The organism is Variovorax sp. Root434, from assembly GCF_001426595.1.
Taxonomy (GTDB): domain Bacteria; phylum Pseudomonadota; class Gammaproteobacteria; order Burkholderiales; family Burkholderiaceae_C; genus Variovorax.
In genome coordinates, this window is the sequence record NZ_LMEK01000006.1 from 322,068 (window position 1) to 341,433 (window position 19,366).

The following is a 19,366-nucleotide window of genomic DNA, read 5'->3' on the forward strand; positions in this document are numbered from 1 at the left end:
TAAAGAGAGACAAGACCATGACGAAGACACCTCCCCCGACGAACCTGAATCGCCTGAACCGCCGCGCGGTGCTCGGCCTCGGCGCGTGCGCCGCCGCGGTGGCCGCGATGGGTGCGCGCCCCGCGCTCGCGCAGGGCTCCGACAAGCCCATTCGCTTCATCCTGCCGATCAGCGCCGGCTCGGGTGTGGACACCATCGTGCGCGCGGCCGCGCCCGCGCTCGGCAAGGCCTTCGGCCAGCCGGTGTTGATCGAGAACCTGCCGGGCGCGGGCGGCATCACCGGCGCGGCGGCCATCGTCAAGGCCGCGCCCGACGGGCTCACGCTGGGCATGGTGTCGAACAACCACGTCATCAATCCGGCGGTGTTCAAGAAGATGCCCTTCGACGCGATCAACGACATCACGCCGATCAGCGTGGTGGGCGCAACGCCGCTGGTGCTGCTGGTGAACCCGAAGGTGCCCGCGAAGAACGTGAAGGAACTGGTGGCGCTGCTGCGCGCCAAACCCGGGGGCTACAACTACGCCTCGTCGGGCAACGGCACCATCATCCATCTTGCCGGTGAGATGTTCATGGACGAGGCCGGCGTGAAGGCGCGGCACATCCCCTACAAGGGCACCGGCCCGATGGTGACCGACATGATCGGCGGGCAGGTCGAGATGGGCGTGGTCGCGCTGCCGGCCGTGCAGCAGCACATCCGAAGCGGGGCGCTGCGCGCCATCGGCCTGTGCGGGGCAACGCGCTCGCCGGCTGCGCCGGAGATTCCGACCATCGCGGAGCAGGGGCTGCCGAACTACGCGGTCGAAGGCTGGTTCGCGGTGATCGGGCCGCCGAAGATGCAGGCGATCGACGTGCAGCGTGCGCACGATGCGGTGGCCGCGGCCTTCACCAGCGCCGAAGTGCGCGAAGCGATGGACAAGCAAGGCAACGTCACCAAGCCCACGACGCCCGAACAGGCCGCGAGCTATTTCCGCGGCGAGGCCGCGCGCTATGCGGCGCTGGTGAAGAAAGCGAACGTGGTGCTGGAGTAAGGTTCTTGCTCCTTCCCCCTCTGGGGGAAGGCTGGGATGGGGGCAGGCGGCCGTCGGTGAGGCGCTGCGTCGTGGCCGATGCCGTCGTGCCCCCACCCCGACCCCCGGCAGGGGAGGGAGAAAAATCAAGCAGGCCCGACCGCGCGGTACAACGCCCGCACGAAATCCGACTGCGTGATCATCCCCGTCAACCGCTTCTCGCCGTCGATGATCGGGATATGGTGATGCCCGCCCTCGGAGAACAGCGGCACCAGGTCGACCACGGGCCGGTCGGCGCTGGCCACGCGCACCTGGCGCGTCATGATCTGGCCGACCACCTCGGGCTTGTCCGACATCACCGAGCGCGTGGCGCGGATCAGGTCGCGCAGCTTGCCGGCGATGCCGTCATGGTGCTGCAGGTCGAGCTGGCGGAAGAAGTCGGCCTGCGTGACGATGCCCACCACGCGGCGCGTGCGGTCGGTGATGGGCAGGGCCTTGATGTGTCGTTCGTGCATCAGCGCCCAGGCTTCCTGCAGCGGCGTGCCGAACTCCACCGAGATGGGCACGCTGGACATGATGTCGGCGCAGGTCAGCGTACCGAGGCGCCGCTTGTACGACTCGAGCTCGGTCTCGCGGATCAGCGATTCGAGGTCGTCGCGGCTGATGTCGAGCACCTGGTTGTAGCGCGCCAGCACCGCGTCGATGTCGGCCTGGCTGAAGCGCGCATCGGCCGCGGGCGGGCGCACCACCTGGACGTGCGGATAGCGCCGCCCGGTCAGCGAGTTGTAGGCCACGCCGGCCAGCACCAGCAGCAGCGAGTTGGTGAAGAAGGGGAAGAGGGCGGCCGAGAAATGCGTGGTGTGCGTCAACACAGCGAGCAGCGCCGCGGCCCCGCCGGGCGGGTGCAGGCAGCGCGCGCTGAACATCACGCCGATGGCGCCGGCCACGGCCACGGCGGCGGCCAGCGCGGGGTCGGGAATCCAGCTGACGGCTGCGATGCCGACCACCGCCGACAGCGTGTTGCCGCCGATGACCGACCACGGCTGCGCCAGCGGGCTCGCCGGCACCGCGAACACCAGCACTGCGCTGGCGCCCAGCGGCGCGATCAGCCAGACGGTCGCGGCCAGCGGGCCGGCCAGCCACCGGCACAGCAGCGCCGTGGCCAGCAGTCCGAGGCCGGCACCCGCAACCGCGCGCAGCCGTTCGCGCGCATCGACGGTGGTGCGGCCCGGCAGCCAGGCGCGCGCGTGATTCAGGAGTGCCTCGAACCGCATCGCAGCCTCCGTCCTCAGCCTTCGTGAGCCACCAGGCGCCCGATCTCGGGCCAGCGGCCATGCAGCCACACCCATGCGACCAGGCCGATGCCGAGCATGCCCATGGAGGTCAGCGCCAGCGCGAGCGTCGAATGCATCACCAGCGGCGCCACCGCACCGGCCACGATGCCGTTGGCGGTGGAGCCGATGACGGCCTGCAGCGACGAGGCCATGCCGCGGCGCTCCGGGTGCAGGTCGAGCACCAGCAGCGTGACCACCGGCACCATCAGCGCCCAGCCGAAGGCGAATACCGCGAGCGGCCACAGCGCCCAGGCCACGTGCGCCTCGAAGAAGGTGTTGGCCACCACGTTGACCACCGAAGTCGCCAGCATGATGACGAAGCCGTCGCGGATCTGCCGCTTGGGCGCCACCTTGCCGGCCATGCGGCCGCTGGCACGTGCGCCGAGCATGATGCCGCCGATCGTCAGCAGGAAGAACCAGAAGAACTGCTGCGGCTGCAGCGCGAGGTGGTCGCCCAGGAACGCGGGCGCGGCCAGCACGTAGAGGAACATGCCGTTGAAGGGCACGCCACTCGCGAAGGCCAGCAGCAGGAAGCGCGGGTCGGAGCACAGGTCCCAGTAGCCGCGCAGCAGGTACCGCACCTGGAAGGGCTGGCGGTGGTCCTTGTGCAGCGTCTCGGGCAGCAGCTTGTAGTTGGCGGCGAACAGCACCACGCCCACGGCCACCAGGAACCAGAACACAGCATGCCAGCCCGCGTGCACGAACAGGAAGCCGCCCACGATGGGCGCGATGGCCGGGGCCACGCCGAAGTAGATCGTCACCTGGCTCATCACCCGCTGCGCCTCGGCCGGCGGGAACATGTCGCGGATCACCGCGCGCGAGACCACGATGCCGGCGCCGGTCGAGAGGCCCTGCAGCCCTCGGAACAACACGAGCTGCGTGATGTTCTGCGACAGCGCGCAGCCCAGCGAGGCGAGCGTGAACACTGCCAGTCCCCACAGCACCACGGGCCGGCGGCCGAAGCTGTCCGACAGCGCGCCGTGGAACAGGTTCATGAATGCGAAGCCGAACAGGTAGGCCGAGAGCGTCTGCTGCATCTCGGCCGGCGTGGCACCGATGGAGCGCGCAATGCCCGAGAAGGCCGGGATGTAGGTGTCGATGGAGAAGGGCCCGAGCATGCCGAGCACTGCGAGCAGCACGGCAAGCGCCCAGCGCGGGGCCTGCCAGAGTTTGTCTGCATCGGGATTCATGGAAGTTGCTCCATTCTTCTTGTCGTGTGCGGCCCCCAAAAGAGAGCGCCCGCCGCCCGGTGAGGGGCGAGGCGGGCGCTTGTGGCTTCAGGGAACCCGGATTACAGAGTATCGATGAAGCTGCGCAGCTTGTCGGAGCGGCTCGGGTGCTTCAGCTTGCGCAGCGCCTTGGCTTCGATCTGGCGGATGCGCTCACGCGTCACGTCGAACTGCTTGCCGACTTCTTCCAGCGTGTGGTCCGTGCTCATCTCGATGCCGAAGCGCATGCGCAGCACCTTGGCTTCGCGCGGCGTGAGGGAGTCGAGGATGTCCTTCACCACGTCGCGCAGGCCGGCTTGCATGGCGGCCTCGATGGGGGCCGTGTTGCTGCTGTCCTCGATGAAGTCGCCCAGGTGCGAATCGTCGTCGTCGCCGATGGGGGTTTCCATCGAGATCGGCTCCTTCGCGATCTTCATGATCTTGCGGATCTTGTCTTCCGGGATCTCCATCTTCGCGGCCAGGATGCCGGCGTCGGGCTCGAAGCCGAACTCCTGCAAGTGCTGGCGCGAGATGCGGTTCATCTTGTTGATCGTCTCGATCATGTGCACCGGGATGCGGATGGTGCGCGCCTGGTCGGCGATCGAGCGCGTGATGGCCTGGCGGATCCACCACGTGGCGTAGGTCGAGAACTTGTAGCCGCGACGGTATTCGAACTTGTCGACCGCCTTCATGAGGCCGATGTTGCCTTCCTGGATCAAGTCGAGGAACTGCAGGCCGCGGTTGGTGTACTTCTTGGCGATGGAGATCACGAGGCGCAGGTTGGCCTCGATCATTTCCTTCTTGGCGTCGCGCGAAGACGATTCGCCTTCGTTCATGCGCTTGTTGATGTCCTTGAGCTGGGTCAGCGGCACCACCACGCGCGACTGGATGTCGGTCAGGCGTTGCTGCAGCTCCTGCACCGGCGGAATGTTGCGCGCGAGCACGGCGCTCCAGGGCTTGCCGGCGGCGGCCTGCTTCTCGACCCACTTGAGGTTCAGCAGGTTCGACGCGATGCGGTTGCCGTTCTTGTCGTAGCCGCTGAAGTCGCGGATGAACTCGTCCTGCGGGAAGCCGCACTTGTCCACGATGATGCGGCGAAGCTCGCGCTCCTTCTTGCGCACGTCGTCGACCTGCGTGCGCACCAGGTCGCACAGCTTCTCGATGGTCTTGGCCGTGAAGCGGATGGTCATCAGCTCTGCGGACAGGGCCTCCTGGGCCTTGACGTACGCGGGGGTGCCGTAGCCTTCCTTGTCGTAGATCTTGTGGACCTTCTCGAACATTCCGGCGATGCGGTCGAAGCGCTCGAGCGCTTCGCGCTTGAGTTCCTCGAGCTTCTTGGTCAGGGCCTTGGAGCCGCCCTTGCCGTCATCGTCGTCTTCCTCGTCGAATTCGTCGAAGTCTTCTTCGGCCACGTAGTCGTCGGCCTCGTTGGGGTTCGAGAAGCCGTCGACGATGGTCGAGATGACGACCTTGCCTTCGCGGATCTCGGCGGCCAGGCGCAGGATTTCGGCGATGGTGGCGGGGGAGGCCGAGATGGCTTCCATCATGGCCATCAGGCCGCCTTCGATGCGCTTGGCGATTTCGATTTCGCCTTCGCGCGTCAGCAGCTCGACCGTGCCCATTTCGCGCATGTACATGCGAACCGGGTCGGTGGTGCGGCCGAATTCGCTGTCCACCGTGGACAGGGCAGCTTCGGCTTCTTCCTCGGCTTCTTCCACCGTGGTGGCGGTGGGCGCGGTGTTGTTCAGCAGCAGGGTTTCGGCGTCGGGCGTCTGCTCGTACACCGCCACGCCCATGTCGTTGAGCATGGTGACCACGACTTCCATGGTCTCGGCGTCGACCAGCTTGTCGGGCAGGTGGTCGGAGATTTCGCCGTGCGTGAGGTAGCCGCGGGTCTTGCCCAGCGTGATCAGGGTCTTCAGGCGCGAACGGCGCTTGGCCAGGTCTTCTTCGGAGAGCACGGTCTCGTCGAGGCCGAACTCCTTCATCAAGGCGCGTTCCTTCGCCTTGCTGATCTTCATGCGCAGCGGCTTGACCTTTTCTTCGGTGGTCGTGGCAGCCGCGGGCTCGTCGCCGGCCAGATCTTCCTCGATGTCCGACAGGTCGATGTCGTTCTCGGGCGCATCCTTGTCAGCCTTGGGCTTGCGGCCGCGCTTGGCGCCGGTGGCAGGCGTGGCGGCGCCGGCGGCCTTGGGCGGGCGGCCGACTTTCTTGGCTGCCGGGGCGGCTGCTTTTTTGGGATCGTCGAGAGAGGTCGATTTCGTGGGCACGGTTTTCACTTTCGTTGCGGCTGCCGATCTGGATGCGGCGGCGGCCGTCTTGGTTGCCGGCTTCGCGCCGGCTTTCAACGGTTTCTCTGCTGCGGGCTTGGTGGCGACGCTTTTGGCTAGTGAAGGAGCAGGCTTCTTTGAACTGGGCATACGACCTCGTTACGGCAAGAAAGAACAAGCGAAATCACAGGCGCACCGTCACACGGACAGCGCCACCACAGCCCGTGCACAGGCACGGACTAAAAACAATTGGGAAAGAGGAATGAATTCCTCAGCAGGCAAGATGTCGGGCGAACATTTGGTATGCAGTCCTTGCGGTTATTGACCCTTTCCGCCGGAATTTACCGTTGGAGTGCGTTGCGCTAGGGGTCGGCCCGGAGGTGCTGCTGTCGCTCTTGCCTAATTTCGCCAGTTGCGAAGCCCTACATTATAGCGTGTTGCGCAAATTTCAAGCAGTTTCTGAACCCGAGGCGCGCAGGCGGGCGCGCAATTCGAGCCGCCGGGTCTCCAGCGCCTTGTAGCGCTCCAGGGCTTTCGGATCTTTCCCGACGGCCGCGATGGCTTCGCTCTGCTGGGCCTTGAGGCGGTCGTCGAGCATGAAATCGAGCACGCTGGCGAGTTCGCGGGCGGCGTCGGCCAGGTGCTGCGCTTCTTCGCCCTCCGGGATGGGGCCGGCTTCGGAGACGGACATCAACCGCTCGGCCAGCGGCTCGAAGCCGAGTCCGCGCAGGCCTTCGCGCAGGGCCGCCCAGGGCTGGACACCGTGCTCGTGCAGCTGGCTGTCGAGCCAGGTGAAGAGGGCACCGTGGTGGCCGGGCAGTTCGCAGAGCATCAGGTGAAGCTCGTGCGACAGGGCTTCCCACTGCGCCATGTTCGACAGCAGCAGCCGCACCGCCACGTCGGGGCGGCTGGGCGGGGCGCCGCGGCCGCGCAGGGGCTCGATGGGTTCCTCGAACTTGCCGCCCCAGCGCTTGCCGCCCTTGCCCGTGAACTTGCGCTGCTGGAACTTGGGCTTGCTATCGCTTTCATAGCGCGGCGGCTCGTAGTCCTGGGGCGGGGGCATGTCCGGGTAATAGTCGTCGCCGCCGCCACCGCTGAAGCCCGGGGGCTCGCTGTGGCGCTGCGGCGCCGGTGCGCCGCCGGCCTTGCGCGGGCCGGGCGTGGAGGCCCAGAGGTCTGACAGCGCCGCCGCATCGAGCTGCACCAGCGTTGCGATCTCGCTCAGCAACTGGCGCTTGAGTGCGCCGTCGGGCATGGCGCTCCAGAGCGGGCGCACATTGCTCGTCATGTGGGCGCGGCCCTCGGCGGAAGTCAGGTCGCAGCCTTCGCGGGCGGCTTCGAGCATGAAGCGCGACAGCGGTGTCGCCTCGTTCACGAAGCGGGCGAAAGCCTCGGCGCCGTGCTCGCGGATGAAGCTGTCGGGGTCGTGCTCGGCCGGCAGGAACAGGAACTTGATGCTGCGCACATCGGTGGCGTAGGGCAGCGCGCCGTCGAGCGCCTTGCGCGCGGCGCGCCGGCCCGCGGCGTCGCCGTCGAAGCTGAACACCACCGATTCGGTGAAGCGGAAGAGCTTCTGCACATGCTCCGTGGTGCAGGCCGTGCCGAGCGTGGCCACCGCGTTCGGAAAACCGAGCTGCGCCAGCGCCACCACGTCCATGTAGCCCTCGGTGACGAGTGCATAGCCGCGGTCGCGGAAGGCGGCGCGGGCTTCGTAGAGCCCGTAGAGCTCGCGGCCCTTGCTGAAAACGGGCGTTTCGGGCGAGTTCAGGTACTTGGGCTTCTCGTCGCCCAGCACCCGGCCGCCGAAGCCGATGCATTCGCCCTTCACGTTGCGGATCGGGAACATCACGCGGTCGCGGAAGCGGTCGTAGCGCTTCGCCTCGGCCTCGCTGAGCTGGCCTTCCTCGTTGTTGACGATCACCAGCCCGCTCTCGGCGAGCAGCGGGTCGTCATAGTCGGGAAACACGCTGGCCAGTGCGCGCCAGCCGGCCGGTGCATAGCCGATGCCGAACTGCTTGGCCACTTCGCCCGACACCCCCCGGCCCTTCAGGTATTCGATGGCGCCGGGCGCCTGCCGCAGGTGCTTGCGGTAGGCGTCGCCGGCCTTTTCGAGCACGTCGGTCAGCGTGGCCTGCTTCTGGCGCTGGCTGGCGGCGCGGGCGCGCTCGGCGGGGGAGGCGTCGTCTTCCGGCACCTGCAGGCCGTACTGGCCGGCCAGGTCGTGCACCGCCTCGACGAAGCCCATGCCGGCATGCTCCATCAGAAAGCCGATGGCGTTGCCATGCACCCCGCAGCCGAAGCAGTGATAGAACTGCTTGGTCGGGCTGACGGAGAAGGAGGGCGATTTCTCGCCATGGAACGGGCACAGGCCCATGAAATTGGCGCCGGCCTTCTTGAGCTGCACATAGCGGCCGACGATCTCGACCACATCGGCGCGCGCGATGAGTTCCTGGATGAATGAAGCGGGGATGGTCATGTAGGCGAAGAGCGGCAAATGATACGCAAGCGGGTGAAGCCTCGCGGCCCGGCGGCATACTGAAAGCGACTGGATCCACGCACGACGATGCCCAAACCCCTGCAACACATTGCGCCGCTGCTGCGCCACCCCCTGCGGTTCGCCTGGGATGCGCTCAAGGAATTTCGCGCCAACCAGGGCCTGCTGCTCGCGGGGGCGGTGGCGTACTACGCCTTGCTGTCCATCGTGCCGCTGCTGATCGTGAGCGTGATCGCGCTGTCGCACGTCATCGAGCAGGCCGAGCTGCTGCGCACCATCGGGCGGTACCTCGAATGGCTGCTGCCGGGGCAGTCGAAGGCCATCGTTGGCGAGCTCTCGAGCTTCCTCGACCATCGCGACGTGCTGGGGCCGGTGCTGCTGGTGACCATGATCTTCTTCAGCTCGCTGGCCTTCAGCGTGCTCGAAAGTGCCATGGCGGTGATCTTTCACCACCGCAAGGCGGACCACAAACGCCATTTCCTGGTATCGGTGGCCATGCCCTATGTCTACATCCTGTGCCTGTGCGTCGGGTTGCTGCTCGTCACGCTGGTGTCGGGCGCGCTGCAGCTGGTGGGGCAGGAAAGCGTCGACCTGCTGGGGCGCAGCTGGTCGCTGTCGGGTGTTTCGGGGTTGCTGCTGTACCTGCTGGGGCTGGGCGGCGAGATCTTCATGCTGACCTCGCTCTACCTCGTGATGCCGGCCGGGCGCATGTCGCTGCGCCATGCGCTGCTGGGCGGCGTGACGGCCGCGCTGCTGTGGGAGGCCACGCGGCGCGTGCTGATCTGGTATTTCTCGACGCTGTCGCAGGTGAACGTGGTCTACGGCTCGCTCACCACGGCCATCGTGGTGCTGCTGAGCCTGGAGATCGCCGCCACGCTGGTGCTGCTGGGCGCCCAGGTGATCGCGAACTACGAGCGCCTGGACCGCACCGGCAGCACGAAGCCGCCCAAATCCGCCCTCAGCGGGGAGCCAATCGAATCGCTCCGTCCAGACGAATCACCTCGCCGTTGAGCATGTCGTTCTCGATGATGTGCTTCGCCAGCTTGGCGTAGTCCTCGGGCGTGCCCAGGCGGGAAGGGAAGGGCACGCTGGCGGCCAGGGCATCCTGCACTTCCTGCGGCATGCCGAACAGCATGGGCGTGCCGAAGATGCCGGGGGCGATGGTCATGTTGCGGATGCCGCTGCGTGCGAGGTCGCGGGCGATGGGCAGCGTCATGCCGACCACGCCGCCCTTCGAGGCGCTGTAGGCGGCCTGGCCGATCTGGCCGTCGTAGGCCGCGACCGAGGCGGTCGAGATCAGCACGCCGCGCTCGCCGGTGGCTTCGGGCTCGTTCTTGCCCATGGCGTCGGCCGCCAGGCGGATCATGTTGAAGCTGCCGATCAGGTTGACCGTGACGGTCTTGCTGAACACGGCCAGCGCGTGCGGGCCGTTCTTGCCCACCGTCTTCTCGGCCGGTGCGATGCCGGCGCAGTTGACGAGGCCGACCAGCTTGCCGAGCTTGAGCGCGGCGGCCACCGCGGCCTGGCCGTCGGCTTCCTGGCTCACGTCGCACTTGACGAACACGCCGCCGATTTCCCTGGCAACGGCTTCGCCCTTGTCAGCCTGCATGTCGGCGATCACCACCTTGGCGCCATTGGCCGCCAGCATGCGCGCCGTGCCTTCGCCGAGGCCCGAAGCGCCACCGGTCACGATAAAAACCTTGCCGTCGATCTGCATGGAGAGTCTCCTGAAATGAGACCCGCATTATCGAAGAGGCCCGCCAGACGAAAAAAAGGCCTCGTCGTGAGACGAGGCCCTGAATTGGATCCGTGAGGACCCAAGGAGACAACTGGTGGTGGTCGCCAGCTTAGCGCTTGCGCGAAGCGGTTGCGGTCTTTGCGGCGGCAACGGCTTGCGTCGACACGGCATTGAAGTTGGCTTCGGCGACGTCCGATGCTTGCTTGACGGCCTTCTGGACCGATTCGAAAGCGTTATTGGCGGCAGCCACGGCGCTCTTCAGCACGGCAACGGCGGTTTCCGAACCGGCGGGGGCGTTCTTGGAGGCGCTGTCGACCAGGCCGACGAAGGCTTGCTGGGCTTCGGCAGCCTTGGCTTCGAAGGCCTTGCCGAATTCGGCGCCGGTGCCTTGGGCGATGTCGTACAGGTGACGGCTGTAGGCAGCGGTCTTTTCAGCCAGGGGCTGGAACAGGCTGGCTTGCAGCGTCAGCAGCTCTTGGGCGTCCTTGACGCTCAGGGCGGCTTGGGCGGTGCTCTGGGCTTCGACCAGGGCAGCCTTCGAGGCGGTCACGTTCAGTTCGACGAGCTTCTCGACGCCTTCGAAAGCCTTGGTGGTCAGGCCGAAGAGGGTTTCGAGGTTTGCCTTTTGGGCGGCGAGGATTTGGTCAGCGGTCAGGGCCATTTGGGAAATCTCCAGAAGGGGATGATTGAGTGGTCGATTCACGTTGCGCTGTCTCGCCGTCTATGTTGCGGTGCAGCATGGCCTCAAGTATAGGCAGCTGAGTTTTGCGATCAAGGGGTTTTTGCTGCCATGCAGCAATTTAGAAGCCGTCTTCTAAATTCGGCTTCCCGGGCAAAATGCCGCGCGATGAGCGCCCCGACCAAACCAATCCCCCAGGCACGCGGCAGCTACCGCGCTTTCCGCAGCATTCCCACGCGCTGGGCCGACAACGACATGTACGGCCACGTCAACAACGTCGTCTACTACAGCTGGTTTGACACAGCGGTGAATGCACTGCTGATCGAGCGCGGCGCGCTCGATATCCACGAGGGCTCCACGATCGGCTTCGTGGTGGAGACGCAGTGCAACTATTTCGCACCCATCGCGTTCCCGCAAACCGTCGAGGCGGGCATTCGGGTGGCGCAGGCGGGCCGGTCGAGCGTGCGGTATGAAATCGCGCTGTTCGCCGAGGGCGCGGACAGCGCTGCGGCACAGGGCCACTTCATCCACGTCTACGTGGACCGCGTCACGCAGCGCCCGGTACCGCTACCCGAGGCGCTGCAACGCGTGGTCGATTCGCTCAAGGCTTGACCGGCGCGGTCCGTTCCGAAGTTCCTGCGGTCTTCTTCATCGCCTTGATGTCGGCCTTGCCCTGGGCTTCGTCGGCCTTGGCCTGCTTCACGCAGGCGGCCTTCGCATCGCCCTTCTGGTCGTCGCACTTTTCCTTCGCGACTTCGTAGGTGGCCTTCACCTTCTCTTCAGCCACGTTGCGGGCGTGGCTGTCGCTCGGCTGGTACTGCTGCTCCAGCTCGGCCTTGGCGACGTTTTCCTTGCCCTTGGCTTCCTTCTGGCAGACGTCCTTGGCGTTGTCCTTCATCGTGTCGCACTGGGCCTTCGCGACCTTGTAGTCGGCCTCGATCTTTTCCTTGGCGACTTTGTATTCATCCTTGGTCATGGCGCTGGCCTGCGTGGCCACGAAGCAGGTGGAGGCGAGGGCCAGCATGAGGAGATGTTTTTTCATGGGATGTTTTCCTTCCGGAGTGGATGAAATTCAGGAGCTGTTCAATAGCGTTCGAACCAGAGCGCGTCCGGCGTGCGGCCATCGCGCGATTCCCAGTCCTTGACCTGCTTCTCGGCTTCTTCGCGGCTGATGCCGTGGCGCTCCTGGATGCGCCCGAGCAGCTGGTCGCGCTTGCCGGCGATGACGTCGAGGTCATCGTCGGTCAGCTTGCCCCATTGCTCCTTGACTTTGCCCTTGAGCTGTTTCCAGTTGCCTTCGATGGTGTCCTTGTTCATGCAAACCTCCTTTGACTTTGAGCCAGGTTGATCCGGCGGGCCGTGTGCTTCGCCGTGGAATCACTGTCATCGGGGGGATTCACCCTCACGGTAGGACGTGCAGTTCAGGCCCCGTAGGCAGAGGCCGACTCACCCCGTGATAATCGAACGGACGCCGAAAGTTTGAGACACCGCGCACAGCACCATGATCATTCACAGCCTGCTCGACACCGACCTCTACAAGTTCACGATGATGCAGGTGGTCCTGCATCACTTCCCCGGGGCCCGGGTCGAGTACCGCTTCAAGTGCCGCAACCCCGGCGTCGACCTGGCGCAGTTCGCGGGACAGATCCGGGACGAGGTGCGCAGCCTGTGCTCGCTGCAGTTCCGCGACGCCGAGCTGGCCTACCTGCGCTCGATGCGCTTCATCAAGAGCGACTTCGTCGACTTCCTCGGGCTCTTCCGGCTCAACGAGAAGTACATCAACATCGTTCCCCAGCCCTCGGGCGAGCTCGAGATCCGCATCAAGGGGCCGTGGCTGCACACCATCCTGTTCGAGATCCCGGTGCTGGCCATCGTCAACGAGGTGTACTTCCGCAATACGCAGAAGAAGCCCGACTTCGAGGAAGGCCGCCGCCGCCTCGAAACCAAGATCGCCCAGCTGCAGGACGCCGGCCTCGCCGACCTGAAGATCGCCGACTACGGCACGCGCCGCCGCTTCTCCAAGGACTGGCACGAAGAGGTGCTGCGCACGCTGACCGCCCGCCTCGGCGCCGTCACCTCGCCGCCGGTGCAGGCGCCGCCCGGCACGCGGCTGCCGCAGCTCGCGGGCACCAGCAACGTGCTGTACGCCATGAAGCTGGGCCTGATCCCGCTGGGCACCATGGCCCACGAATACCTGCAGGCCTGCCAGGCGCTCGGCCCGCGGCTGCGCGACAGCCAGATCTTCGGCTTCGAGAGCTGGGCGCGCGAGTACCGCGGCGACCTGGGCATCGCGCTGTCCGACGTGTACGGCATGAACGCGTTCCTGCGCGACTTCGACATGTACTTCTGCAAGCTCTTCGACGGCGCCCGCCACGACAGCGGCGACCCGTTCCAGTGGGGTGAGCGCATGCTGGCGCACTACGTCGCCAACCGGGTCGATCCGCGCACCAAGACGCTGATCTTCAGCGACGGCCTCACGGTGCCGCGCACCATTGAGCTCTACCAGCAGTTCCGCGGCCGCTGCCAGCTGGCCTTCGGCATCGGCACCAACCTCACCAACGACCTGGGCTACGAGCCGCTGCAGATCGTCATCAAGATGATCCACTGCAACGACCAGCCGGTGGCCAAGCTGTCGGACACGCCATCCAAGAACATGTGCGAGGACGAAAAATACCTGGCCTACCTGCGCCAGGTCTTCGAGATCGAACAACCCCTGGCGTGAAGGCTGTACTGACCCCTCTGGTACGGTACGGCCCCATGAAAAAACCCCTTCGCCTTGCGGCGGCCGCGCTGCTGCCGCTGATGTTTCCCGCGCTGGCGATGGCCGCCGACTTCGACGGCGCCGCGCTCTCGCCGCTGTGGGGCGTGCCGTTCGCCGGCATCCTGCTGTCGATCGCGCTGTTCCCGCTGCTGGCGCCGGGCTTCTGGCACCACCACTACGGCAAGGTTTCGGCGGCCTGGGCGCTGGCCTTCCTGCTGCCCCTTGCCGCCACCTTCGGCGTTTCGCTGGCCGGCGCCCAGCTCGTGCATGCGCTGGTGGAGGAGTACATCCCCTTCATCATCCTGCTCACGGCGCTGTTCACCGTGGCGGGCGGCATCCATATCCGGGGCAACCTGCACGGCGCGCCCGGCCTCAATACCGGGCTGCTCGCCATCGGCGCGGTGCTCGCGAGCTTCATGGGAACCACGGGCGCGTCGATGCTGCTAATCAGGCCGCTCATTCGTGCCAACGACAACCGCGTGCACCGGGTCCACGTGGTCGTGTTCTTCATCTTCATCGTTTCCAACGTGGGTGGCTCGCTCACGCCGCTGGGCGATCCACCGCTGTTCCTCGGCTTCCTGAAGGGCGTCGACTTCTTCTGGACCGCGAAGAACATCCTGCCCGACACGCTCTTCATCCTGGCCGTGCTGCTCGCGCTGTTCTACGCCATCGACCGCCACTACTACCGCAAGGAGGGCGTGCTGCCGGTCGACCCGACGCCCGACACGAAGCGCATCGGCTTCGACGGTGCCGTCAACTTCTGGCTGCTGGGCGGCGTGGTTGCGTTCGTGCTGCTCAGCGGCTTCTGGAAGTCGCCCGTCGGCTTCGATGTCTTCGGCACCCGGGTGGGCCTGCCGGGCCTGGTGCGCGACGCGGGCCTGATCGCCATCACGCTGCTCTCGCTGAAGATCACGCCGGCCAAGGTGCACGCCGACAACCAGTTCGAGTGGGGCCCCATGGCCGAGGTGGCCAAGCTGTTCGCGGGCATCTTCCTGACCATCATCCCGGTGATCGCGATGCTCAAGGCCGGCACGCAGGGGCCGTTCGGCGCCGTCGTCTCGGCCGTGACGCGCGCCGACGGCCAACCCGACCCGGCGATGTATTTCTGGGCCACGGGCATGCTGAGCTCCTTCCTCGACAACGCGCCGACCTACCTGGTGTTCTTCAACACCGCGGGCGGCGACCCGGCCGCGCTGATGACCACCTACGCCACCACGCTGGCCGCCATCTCGGCTGGCGCGGTGTTCATGGGCGCCAACACCTACATCGGCAACGCGCCCAACCTGATGGTCAAGGCCATCGCCGAGAGCCGTGGCGTGCGCATGCCGAGCTTCTTCGGCTACATGGCGTGGTCGGTGGCCATCCTGGTTCCGCTGTTCGTTCTTTCCACCTTCATCTTCTTCCGTTGAGTGCAAACATCATGAGCAAGCCCAAGATCCTGGTCGCGCGCGCGATCTTTCCCGAGACCATCGAACGCCTCTCGCAGCACTTCGAGGTCGAGTCGAACCAGTCCGACGAGAGCTGGAGCAAGGAACAGCTGATCGCGAAGCTGCAGGGCAAGCAGGGCGCCTTCACCACCGGCAGCGAGCGCATCGACGCCGCGGTGCTCGACGCCTGCCCCGGCCTGAAGATCTGCGCCAACATGGCGGTGGGCTACAACAACTTCGACGTCGACGCGATGGCCGCGCACGGCGTGCTCGGCACCAACGCGCCCGACGTGCTGACCGAGACCACGGCCGACTTCGGCTTTGCGCTGCTGATGGCCACGGCGCGCCGCATCACGGAGAGCGAACACTTTCTGCGCGCGGGCAAGTGGCAGAAGTGGAGCTACGACATGTTCGCAGGCTCGGACATCCACGGCTCGACGCTCGGCATCATCGGCATGGGCCGCATCGGGCAGGGCATCGCGAAGCGCGGTGCACACGGCTTCGGCATGAAGGTGGTCTATCACAACCGCTCGAAGCTCGACGCCGCGCTCGAGACGGAATGCAAGGCCAGCTACCTGAGCAAGGAAGAGTTGCTCAAGACGGCGGACCACGTCGTGCTTGTGGTGCCTTATTCGCCGGCCTCGCACCACACCATCGGCGCGGCCGAGATCGCGCTGATGAAGCCGACCGCCACGCTCGTCAACATCGCGCGCGGCGGCATCGTCGACGACGCGGCGCTGGCCGTGGCCCTGCGCGAGAAACGCATTGCCGCCGCGGGCCTCGACGTGTTCGAGGGCGAGCCCAAGGTGCACCCCGACCTGCTGACCGTGCCCAACGTGGTGCTGACGCCGCACATCGCCAGTGCCACCGTGCCCACGCGCCGCGCCATGGCCGATCTCGCGGCCGACAACCTCATCGCGTACTTCGGCGGCAAGGGGCCGCTGACACCCGTGACGCCCGTTCCTCCAGCCGGCAAATAAGCAGAGGCAGTACCGCAACCTTGGATACCTCGCTGATCCTCATCGGACTGGCCGCACTCGCGGTCATCCAACTCGTGCTGGTGATCTGGCTGCTGGCCCGCCGGCAGCCCCCGTCCGACCACAGCGACGTGTTGCGCGTGCTGGCCGCCCTGGGCTCGGCCAACGAACGCACCGAGCGCGAACTGCGCCACGACATCGGCGAAAGCTCGCGCGGCGTGCGGCAGGAAACCGCGCAGGCCTTCGCCACTTTCCAGCAGGCGCTGGTGCAGCAGGGCGCCGAAGCCACGCGCACGCAGAATGCGCAGCTCGACGCCTTCTCCCTGCAGCTCGCGTCCTTGCAGAAGACGCTGGCCGACACGCTCAGCACGCAGCTGCAGGGGTTGAGCGAATCGAATGCGCGCCGCCTGTCCGAAGTGCGCGCGACCCTGGAAGCGCAGCTCGCGCAGCTGCAGCAGACCAACGCCGCCAAGCTCGACGAGATGCGCAAGACGGTCGACGAGAAGCTGCAGAGCACGCTCGAGGCGCGCCTCGGCGAAAGCTTCAAGCAGGTGGCCGACCGGCTCGAGCAGGTGCACAAGGGGCTCGGGGAAATGCAGATGCTGGCCGTGGGCGTTGGCAGCCTGCAGCGCGTGCTGACCAACGTGAAGACGCGCGGCGTGTTCGGCGAAGTGCAGCTCGAGGCGCTGCTCGAACAGGTGCTCACGCCCGACCAGTACGCCAAGCAGATCGAGACCAAGCCGCGCAGCGGGCAGCGTGTCGATTTCGCGATCCGCTTTCCGGGGCGGGGCGAGGACGGTGCGCCGGTGTGGTTGCCCATCGACGCCAAGTTCCCGCGCGACGACTACGAGCGGCTCATCGACGCGCACGAACGCGCCGATGCCGTGGGTGCCGACCTGGCGGCCAAGGCGCTCGAAGCGCGCATCCGCACCGAGGCCAGATCGATCGCTGACAACTACCTCGCTGCGCCGCACACCACCGATTTCGCCATCCTCTTCCTCCCGGTCGAGAGCCTCTATGCCGAGGTGCTGCGCCGTCCCGGCCTGATGGATGCCATCCAGCGCCAGCACCGCGTGACGCTGGCCGGCCCGACCACCTTGCTCGCGATGCTCAACAGCCTGCACATGGGCTTTCGCACGCTGGCGCTGGAGCAGCAGGCCTCCGAAGTCTGGAAGGTGCTGGGCGCAGTGAAGACCGAGTTCGAGCGTTACGGCGAATGGGTCGCGCGCGTCAAGGAGCAGGTGGCCAAGGCTTCCGACACGCTCGACAAGGCCGACACGCGCGCCAAGCAGATGCGCCTGGCGCTGCGCAAGGTCGAGGCGCTGCCCGAGGCGCAGTCGCAGGCGTTGCTGCCGCCCGCCGCCGACAGCGAGGCCGAAGACACCCCGTGAAAGGTTCCGAACTGCTGCGCGTGATCGGGGCCCAGGTGTGCCTGCACGCGACCATGGCCGGCATGCGGCTCGCCACGCCGCTGCTGGCGCTGCAGCAGGGCTACAGCGCCGCGGCGGTCGGCCTGCTGATCTCGCTGTTTGCGCTGACGCAGGTCTTCCTTGCATTGCCTGCCGGACGCTTTGCCGACCGATACGGTTTCAAGCGGCCGCTGTGGCTGTCGGTCATTGCGGCAGTCGTCGGCGCGGGGCTCGTGGTGATCTTTCCGATCTTTCCGGTGATGTGCATTGCAGCCCTGCTGACAGGCGGCGCCACGGGTGCGACGGTCATCGCGCTGCAGCGGCACGTCGGCCGCTCGGCCACCGACGCGACGCAGCTCAAGCGCGTGTTCAGCTGGCTCGCCATTGCGCCGGCCGTGGCCAATTTCGTCGGGCCCTTCCTGGCCGGCATGCTGATCGACCATGCGGGCCGCTCGCCCGCGGACATGCTCGCGTTCCGCATTTGCTTCGCGGTGATGGCGGCGCTGCCCATCCTCTGCTGGATGCTCGCGCGCGGCGCGCACGAGCCACCGCCCGCCGCGCCCGTGCCGGGCGCCACGCCGACCCGCGCCTGGGACCTGCTGCGCGAACCGATGTTCCGCCGCCTGCTGTTCGTGAACTGGCTGCAGTCGTCGAGCTGGGACGTGCACGCCTTCGTGCTGCCGGTGCTGGGGCACGACCGGGGCATCAGCGCCTCGGTGATCGGCTCGATCCTCGGCGCCTTCGCGATCGCGGCGGCGGTCGTTCGCGTGGTGCTTCCGGTGATCGCCTCGCGCGCTTCGGAGCGCAGCGTGATCCTGAGTTCAACGGCCGTCACGGCGATGGTGTTCGCGGTCTATCCGCTGCTGGACTCGGCCCTGAGCATGGGCGTGTGCTCGGTGGTGCTCGGCTTTGCGCTGGGCGCGGTGCAGCCGATGGTGATGAGCATGCTCCACCAGATCACGCCGCACACCCGCCACGGCGAGGCGCTGGGCCTGCGGCTCATGACCATCAACGCGTCGAGCGTGGCGATGCCGATGCTGTTCGGCTCGCTCGGTGCGCTGATCGGCATCGGCGGCGTGTTCTGGGTGGTGGGAGGCGTGGTGGCGCTCGGCGCGCGCGCCACCTGGGGCCTCAAGGTCTAGAGCTTGTAGAAGCGCTTGATGGCGCTCCATGCGTCTTCGGGCGCGTCGACGTATTCGAAGAGCTTCACGTCGCCCGGCGAGATCACGCCTTCGTCGACCAGAAAGTCGAAGTCGATCAGCCGCTTCCAGTAGTCCGAGCCGAACAGCACGATCGGCACCGGCTTCGACTTCTTCGTCTGCACCAGCGTGATCACCTCGAACAGTTCGTCGAGCGTGCCGAAGCCGCCAGGGAACGCCACCAGCGCCTTCGCACGCATCATGAAATGCATCTTGCGGATGGCGAAGTAATGGAACTTGAAGCTCAGCGCCGGCGTGACGTACGGGTTGGCCTCTTCTTCCATCGGCAGCGCGATGGCCAGGCCGACCGAGAGGCCGCCGCCTTCGTGCGCGCCGCGGTTGGCCGCCTGCATGATGCCGGGGCCGCCGCCGGTGCAGACGAAGAGCTTGTCCTGCGGTTCCTTGTCGTTGCTGTACTGCGCGACCATCTTGCCGAAGGCGCGCGCCTTCTCGTAGTAATGCGAATTGCGCGCCAGCCGGCGCCAGCGCTCGGATGCCGCGGCGTCGCCAGCGGCATCGGCCTGCGCGATCATGGCGGAGGCGTCTTCCTCGCTGCGAAAGCGTGCGCTGCCGAACACCACCACCGTGTTCTCGATGCCATGGGCGCGCTGCTCGAGATCGGGTTTCATCAGTTCCAGCTGCATGCGGATGCCGCGCGTCTCGCGGCGCAGCAGGAACTCGGGGTCGGCGAAGGCGATGCGCGAGGGATCGGGGTCGAGCGGCAGGCCTTTGTCCGCATGGGACTGGAGCGTGGCCCAGGCATCGGCGAGGCGTTTGTCGTGAATGTTGTGCGTGTTGTTCATGAGGAAACCAGACGGAAGGACCTTGGGAGATTGTGCAGCGTTGCAACTGCCATGCCCATC

General features: G+C 66.5%; 18 protein-coding genes. 9 read left to right on the forward strand and 9 right to left on the reverse strand.

The features are described 5' to 3' along the window. The first annotated feature begins 17 nt into the window (after positions 1 to 17). Positions 18 to 1,028 (forward strand): tripartite tricarboxylate transporter substrate binding protein, encoded by a 1,011-nt coding sequence (locus tag ASD05_RS08205; RefSeq protein ID WP_056590172.1) that lies wholly within the window; start codon positions 18 to 20, stop codon positions 1,026 to 1,028. A 125-nt stretch (positions 1,029 to 1,153) separates the two neighbouring features. Here ASD05_RS08205 and ASD05_RS08210 read toward each other — a convergent pair whose 3' ends face one another. The 3 genes from ASD05_RS08210 to rpoD all read right to left on the reverse strand — a co-directional run bounded on the left by ASD05_RS08210 (position 1,154) and on the right by rpoD (position 5,819). Then, a complete protein-coding gene (locus tag ASD05_RS08210) occupies positions 1,154 to 2,281 on the reverse strand; it encodes an HPP family protein (RefSeq protein WP_056590174.1) in 1,128 nt (375 codons plus the stop codon). Between the two features lie 14 nt (positions 2,282 to 2,295). Next, a complete protein-coding gene (locus ASD05_RS08215; protein ID WP_056590178.1) occupies positions 2,296 to 3,531 on the reverse strand; it encodes a multidrug effflux MFS transporter in 1,236 nt (411 codons plus the stop codon). A 101-nt stretch (positions 3,532 to 3,632) separates the two neighbouring features. After that, positions 3,633 to 5,819: an RNA polymerase sigma factor RpoD gene (gene rpoD, locus ASD05_RS08220; RefSeq protein ID WP_235507900.1), complete on the reverse strand. Its 2,187-nt coding sequence runs from the start codon at positions 5,817 to 5,819 to the stop codon at positions 3,633 to 3,635. Here rpoD and ASD05_RS30645 point away from each other — a divergent pair. After that, the gene (locus ASD05_RS30645; protein WP_235507901.1) at positions 5,812 to 6,144 is read left to right on the forward strand and encodes a hypothetical protein; all 333 of its coding nucleotides are present in this window, start codon (positions 5,812 to 5,814) and stop codon (positions 6,142 to 6,144) included. The genes rpoD and ASD05_RS30645 overlap by 8 nt on opposite strands. 123 nt (positions 6,145 to 6,267) lie before the next feature. On the opposite strand, the gene dnaG is transcribed toward ASD05_RS30645, so the two are convergent. Then, positions 6,268 to 8,295 carry a DNA primase gene (gene dnaG / locus ASD05_RS08225; protein ID WP_056590426.1) on the reverse strand — a complete coding sequence of 676 codons (2,028 nt, stop codon included), beginning with the start codon at positions 8,293 to 8,295 and terminating at the stop codon, positions 6,268 to 6,270. A gap of 87 nt (positions 8,296 to 8,382) precedes the next feature. Here dnaG and ASD05_RS08230 point away from each other — a divergent pair, with 87 nt between their 5' ends. After that, a complete protein-coding gene (locus ASD05_RS08230) occupies positions 8,383 to 9,324 on the forward strand; it encodes a YihY/virulence factor BrkB family protein (RefSeq protein ID WP_056590183.1) in 942 nt (313 codons plus the stop codon). Here ASD05_RS08230 and ASD05_RS08235 read toward each other — a convergent pair. Further along, on the reverse strand, positions 9,272 to 10,030 hold the full coding sequence (locus ASD05_RS08235) for a 3-hydroxyacyl-CoA dehydrogenase (protein WP_056590186.1): 759 nt from the start codon (positions 10,028 to 10,030) through the stop codon (positions 9,272 to 9,274). The genes ASD05_RS08230 and ASD05_RS08235 overlap by 53 nt on opposite strands. A 130-nt stretch (positions 10,031 to 10,160) precedes the next feature. Further along, positions 10,161 to 10,712, reverse strand: coding sequence for a phasin family protein (locus ASD05_RS08240; protein ID WP_007830664.1), 552 nt, complete (start codon positions 10,710 to 10,712; stop codon positions 10,161 to 10,163). A 186-nt stretch (positions 10,713 to 10,898) separates the two neighbouring features. On the opposite strand from ASD05_RS08240, the gene ASD05_RS08245 reads away from it, so the two are divergent. After that, the gene (locus ASD05_RS08245) at positions 10,899 to 11,342 is read left to right on the forward strand and encodes an acyl-CoA thioesterase (RefSeq protein ID WP_056590190.1); all 444 of its coding nucleotides are present in this window, start codon (positions 10,899 to 10,901) and stop codon (positions 11,340 to 11,342) included. On the opposite strand, the gene ASD05_RS08250 is transcribed toward ASD05_RS08245, so the two are convergent. Both ASD05_RS08250 and ASD05_RS08255 read right to left on the reverse strand, forming a co-directional pair. Next, positions 11,332 to 11,772: a hypothetical protein gene (locus ASD05_RS08250; RefSeq protein ID WP_056590193.1), complete on the reverse strand. Its 441-nt coding sequence runs from the start codon at positions 11,770 to 11,772 to the stop codon at positions 11,332 to 11,334. The two genes, ASD05_RS08245 and ASD05_RS08250, sit on opposite strands and share 11 nt — an antisense overlap. A 41-nt stretch (positions 11,773 to 11,813) precedes the next feature. Beyond that, complete coding sequence (locus ASD05_RS08255; protein ID WP_056590196.1) at positions 11,814 to 12,047, reverse strand: CsbD family protein; 234 nt, start codon at positions 12,045 to 12,047, stop codon at positions 11,814 to 11,816. Between the two features lie 184 nt (positions 12,048 to 12,231). Between ASD05_RS08255 and pncB the strand changes: the two genes are divergently transcribed. From pncB to ASD05_RS08280, 5 genes are read left to right on the forward strand one after another with little or no spacing between them, the layout of a single operon-like run. Continuing rightward, the gene (pncB, locus tag ASD05_RS08260; protein WP_056590199.1) at positions 12,232 to 13,452 is read left to right on the forward strand and encodes a nicotinate phosphoribosyltransferase; all 1,221 of its coding nucleotides are present in this window, start codon (positions 12,232 to 12,234) and stop codon (positions 13,450 to 13,452) included. Positions 13,453 to 13,487: 35 nt separating this feature from the next. Next, complete coding sequence (locus ASD05_RS08265; RefSeq protein WP_056590201.1) at positions 13,488 to 14,900, forward strand: sodium:proton antiporter; 1,413 nt, start codon at positions 13,488 to 13,490, stop codon at positions 14,898 to 14,900. An 11-nt stretch (positions 14,901 to 14,911) separates the two neighbouring features. Beyond that, entirely contained in the window at positions 14,912 to 15,898 is a 987-nt protein-coding gene (locus ASD05_RS08270) for a 2-hydroxyacid dehydrogenase (RefSeq protein ID WP_056590204.1), read from the forward strand. A 20-nt stretch (positions 15,899 to 15,918) separates the two neighbouring features. Continuing rightward, positions 15,919 to 17,286 carry a DNA recombination protein RmuC gene (locus ASD05_RS08275; protein ID WP_056590206.1) on the forward strand — a complete coding sequence of 456 codons (1,368 nt, stop codon included), beginning with the start codon at positions 15,919 to 15,921 and terminating at the stop codon, positions 17,284 to 17,286. Then, positions 17,283 to 18,446 carry an MFS transporter gene (locus ASD05_RS08280; RefSeq protein WP_007830685.1) on the forward strand — a complete coding sequence of 388 codons (1,164 nt, stop codon included), beginning with the start codon at positions 17,283 to 17,285 and terminating at the stop codon, positions 18,444 to 18,446. Before ASD05_RS08275 ends, ASD05_RS08280 begins: the two co-directional genes overlap by 4 nt. Here the strand turns inward: ASD05_RS08280 and ASD05_RS08285 are convergent. After that, positions 18,443 to 19,306 carry a TIGR00730 family Rossman fold protein gene (locus ASD05_RS08285; RefSeq protein WP_007830686.1) on the reverse strand — a complete coding sequence of 288 codons (864 nt, stop codon included), beginning with the start codon at positions 19,304 to 19,306 and terminating at the stop codon, positions 18,443 to 18,445. The two genes, ASD05_RS08280 and ASD05_RS08285, sit on opposite strands and share 4 nt — an antisense overlap. Between the last annotated feature and the right edge of the window lie 60 nt (positions 19,307 to 19,366).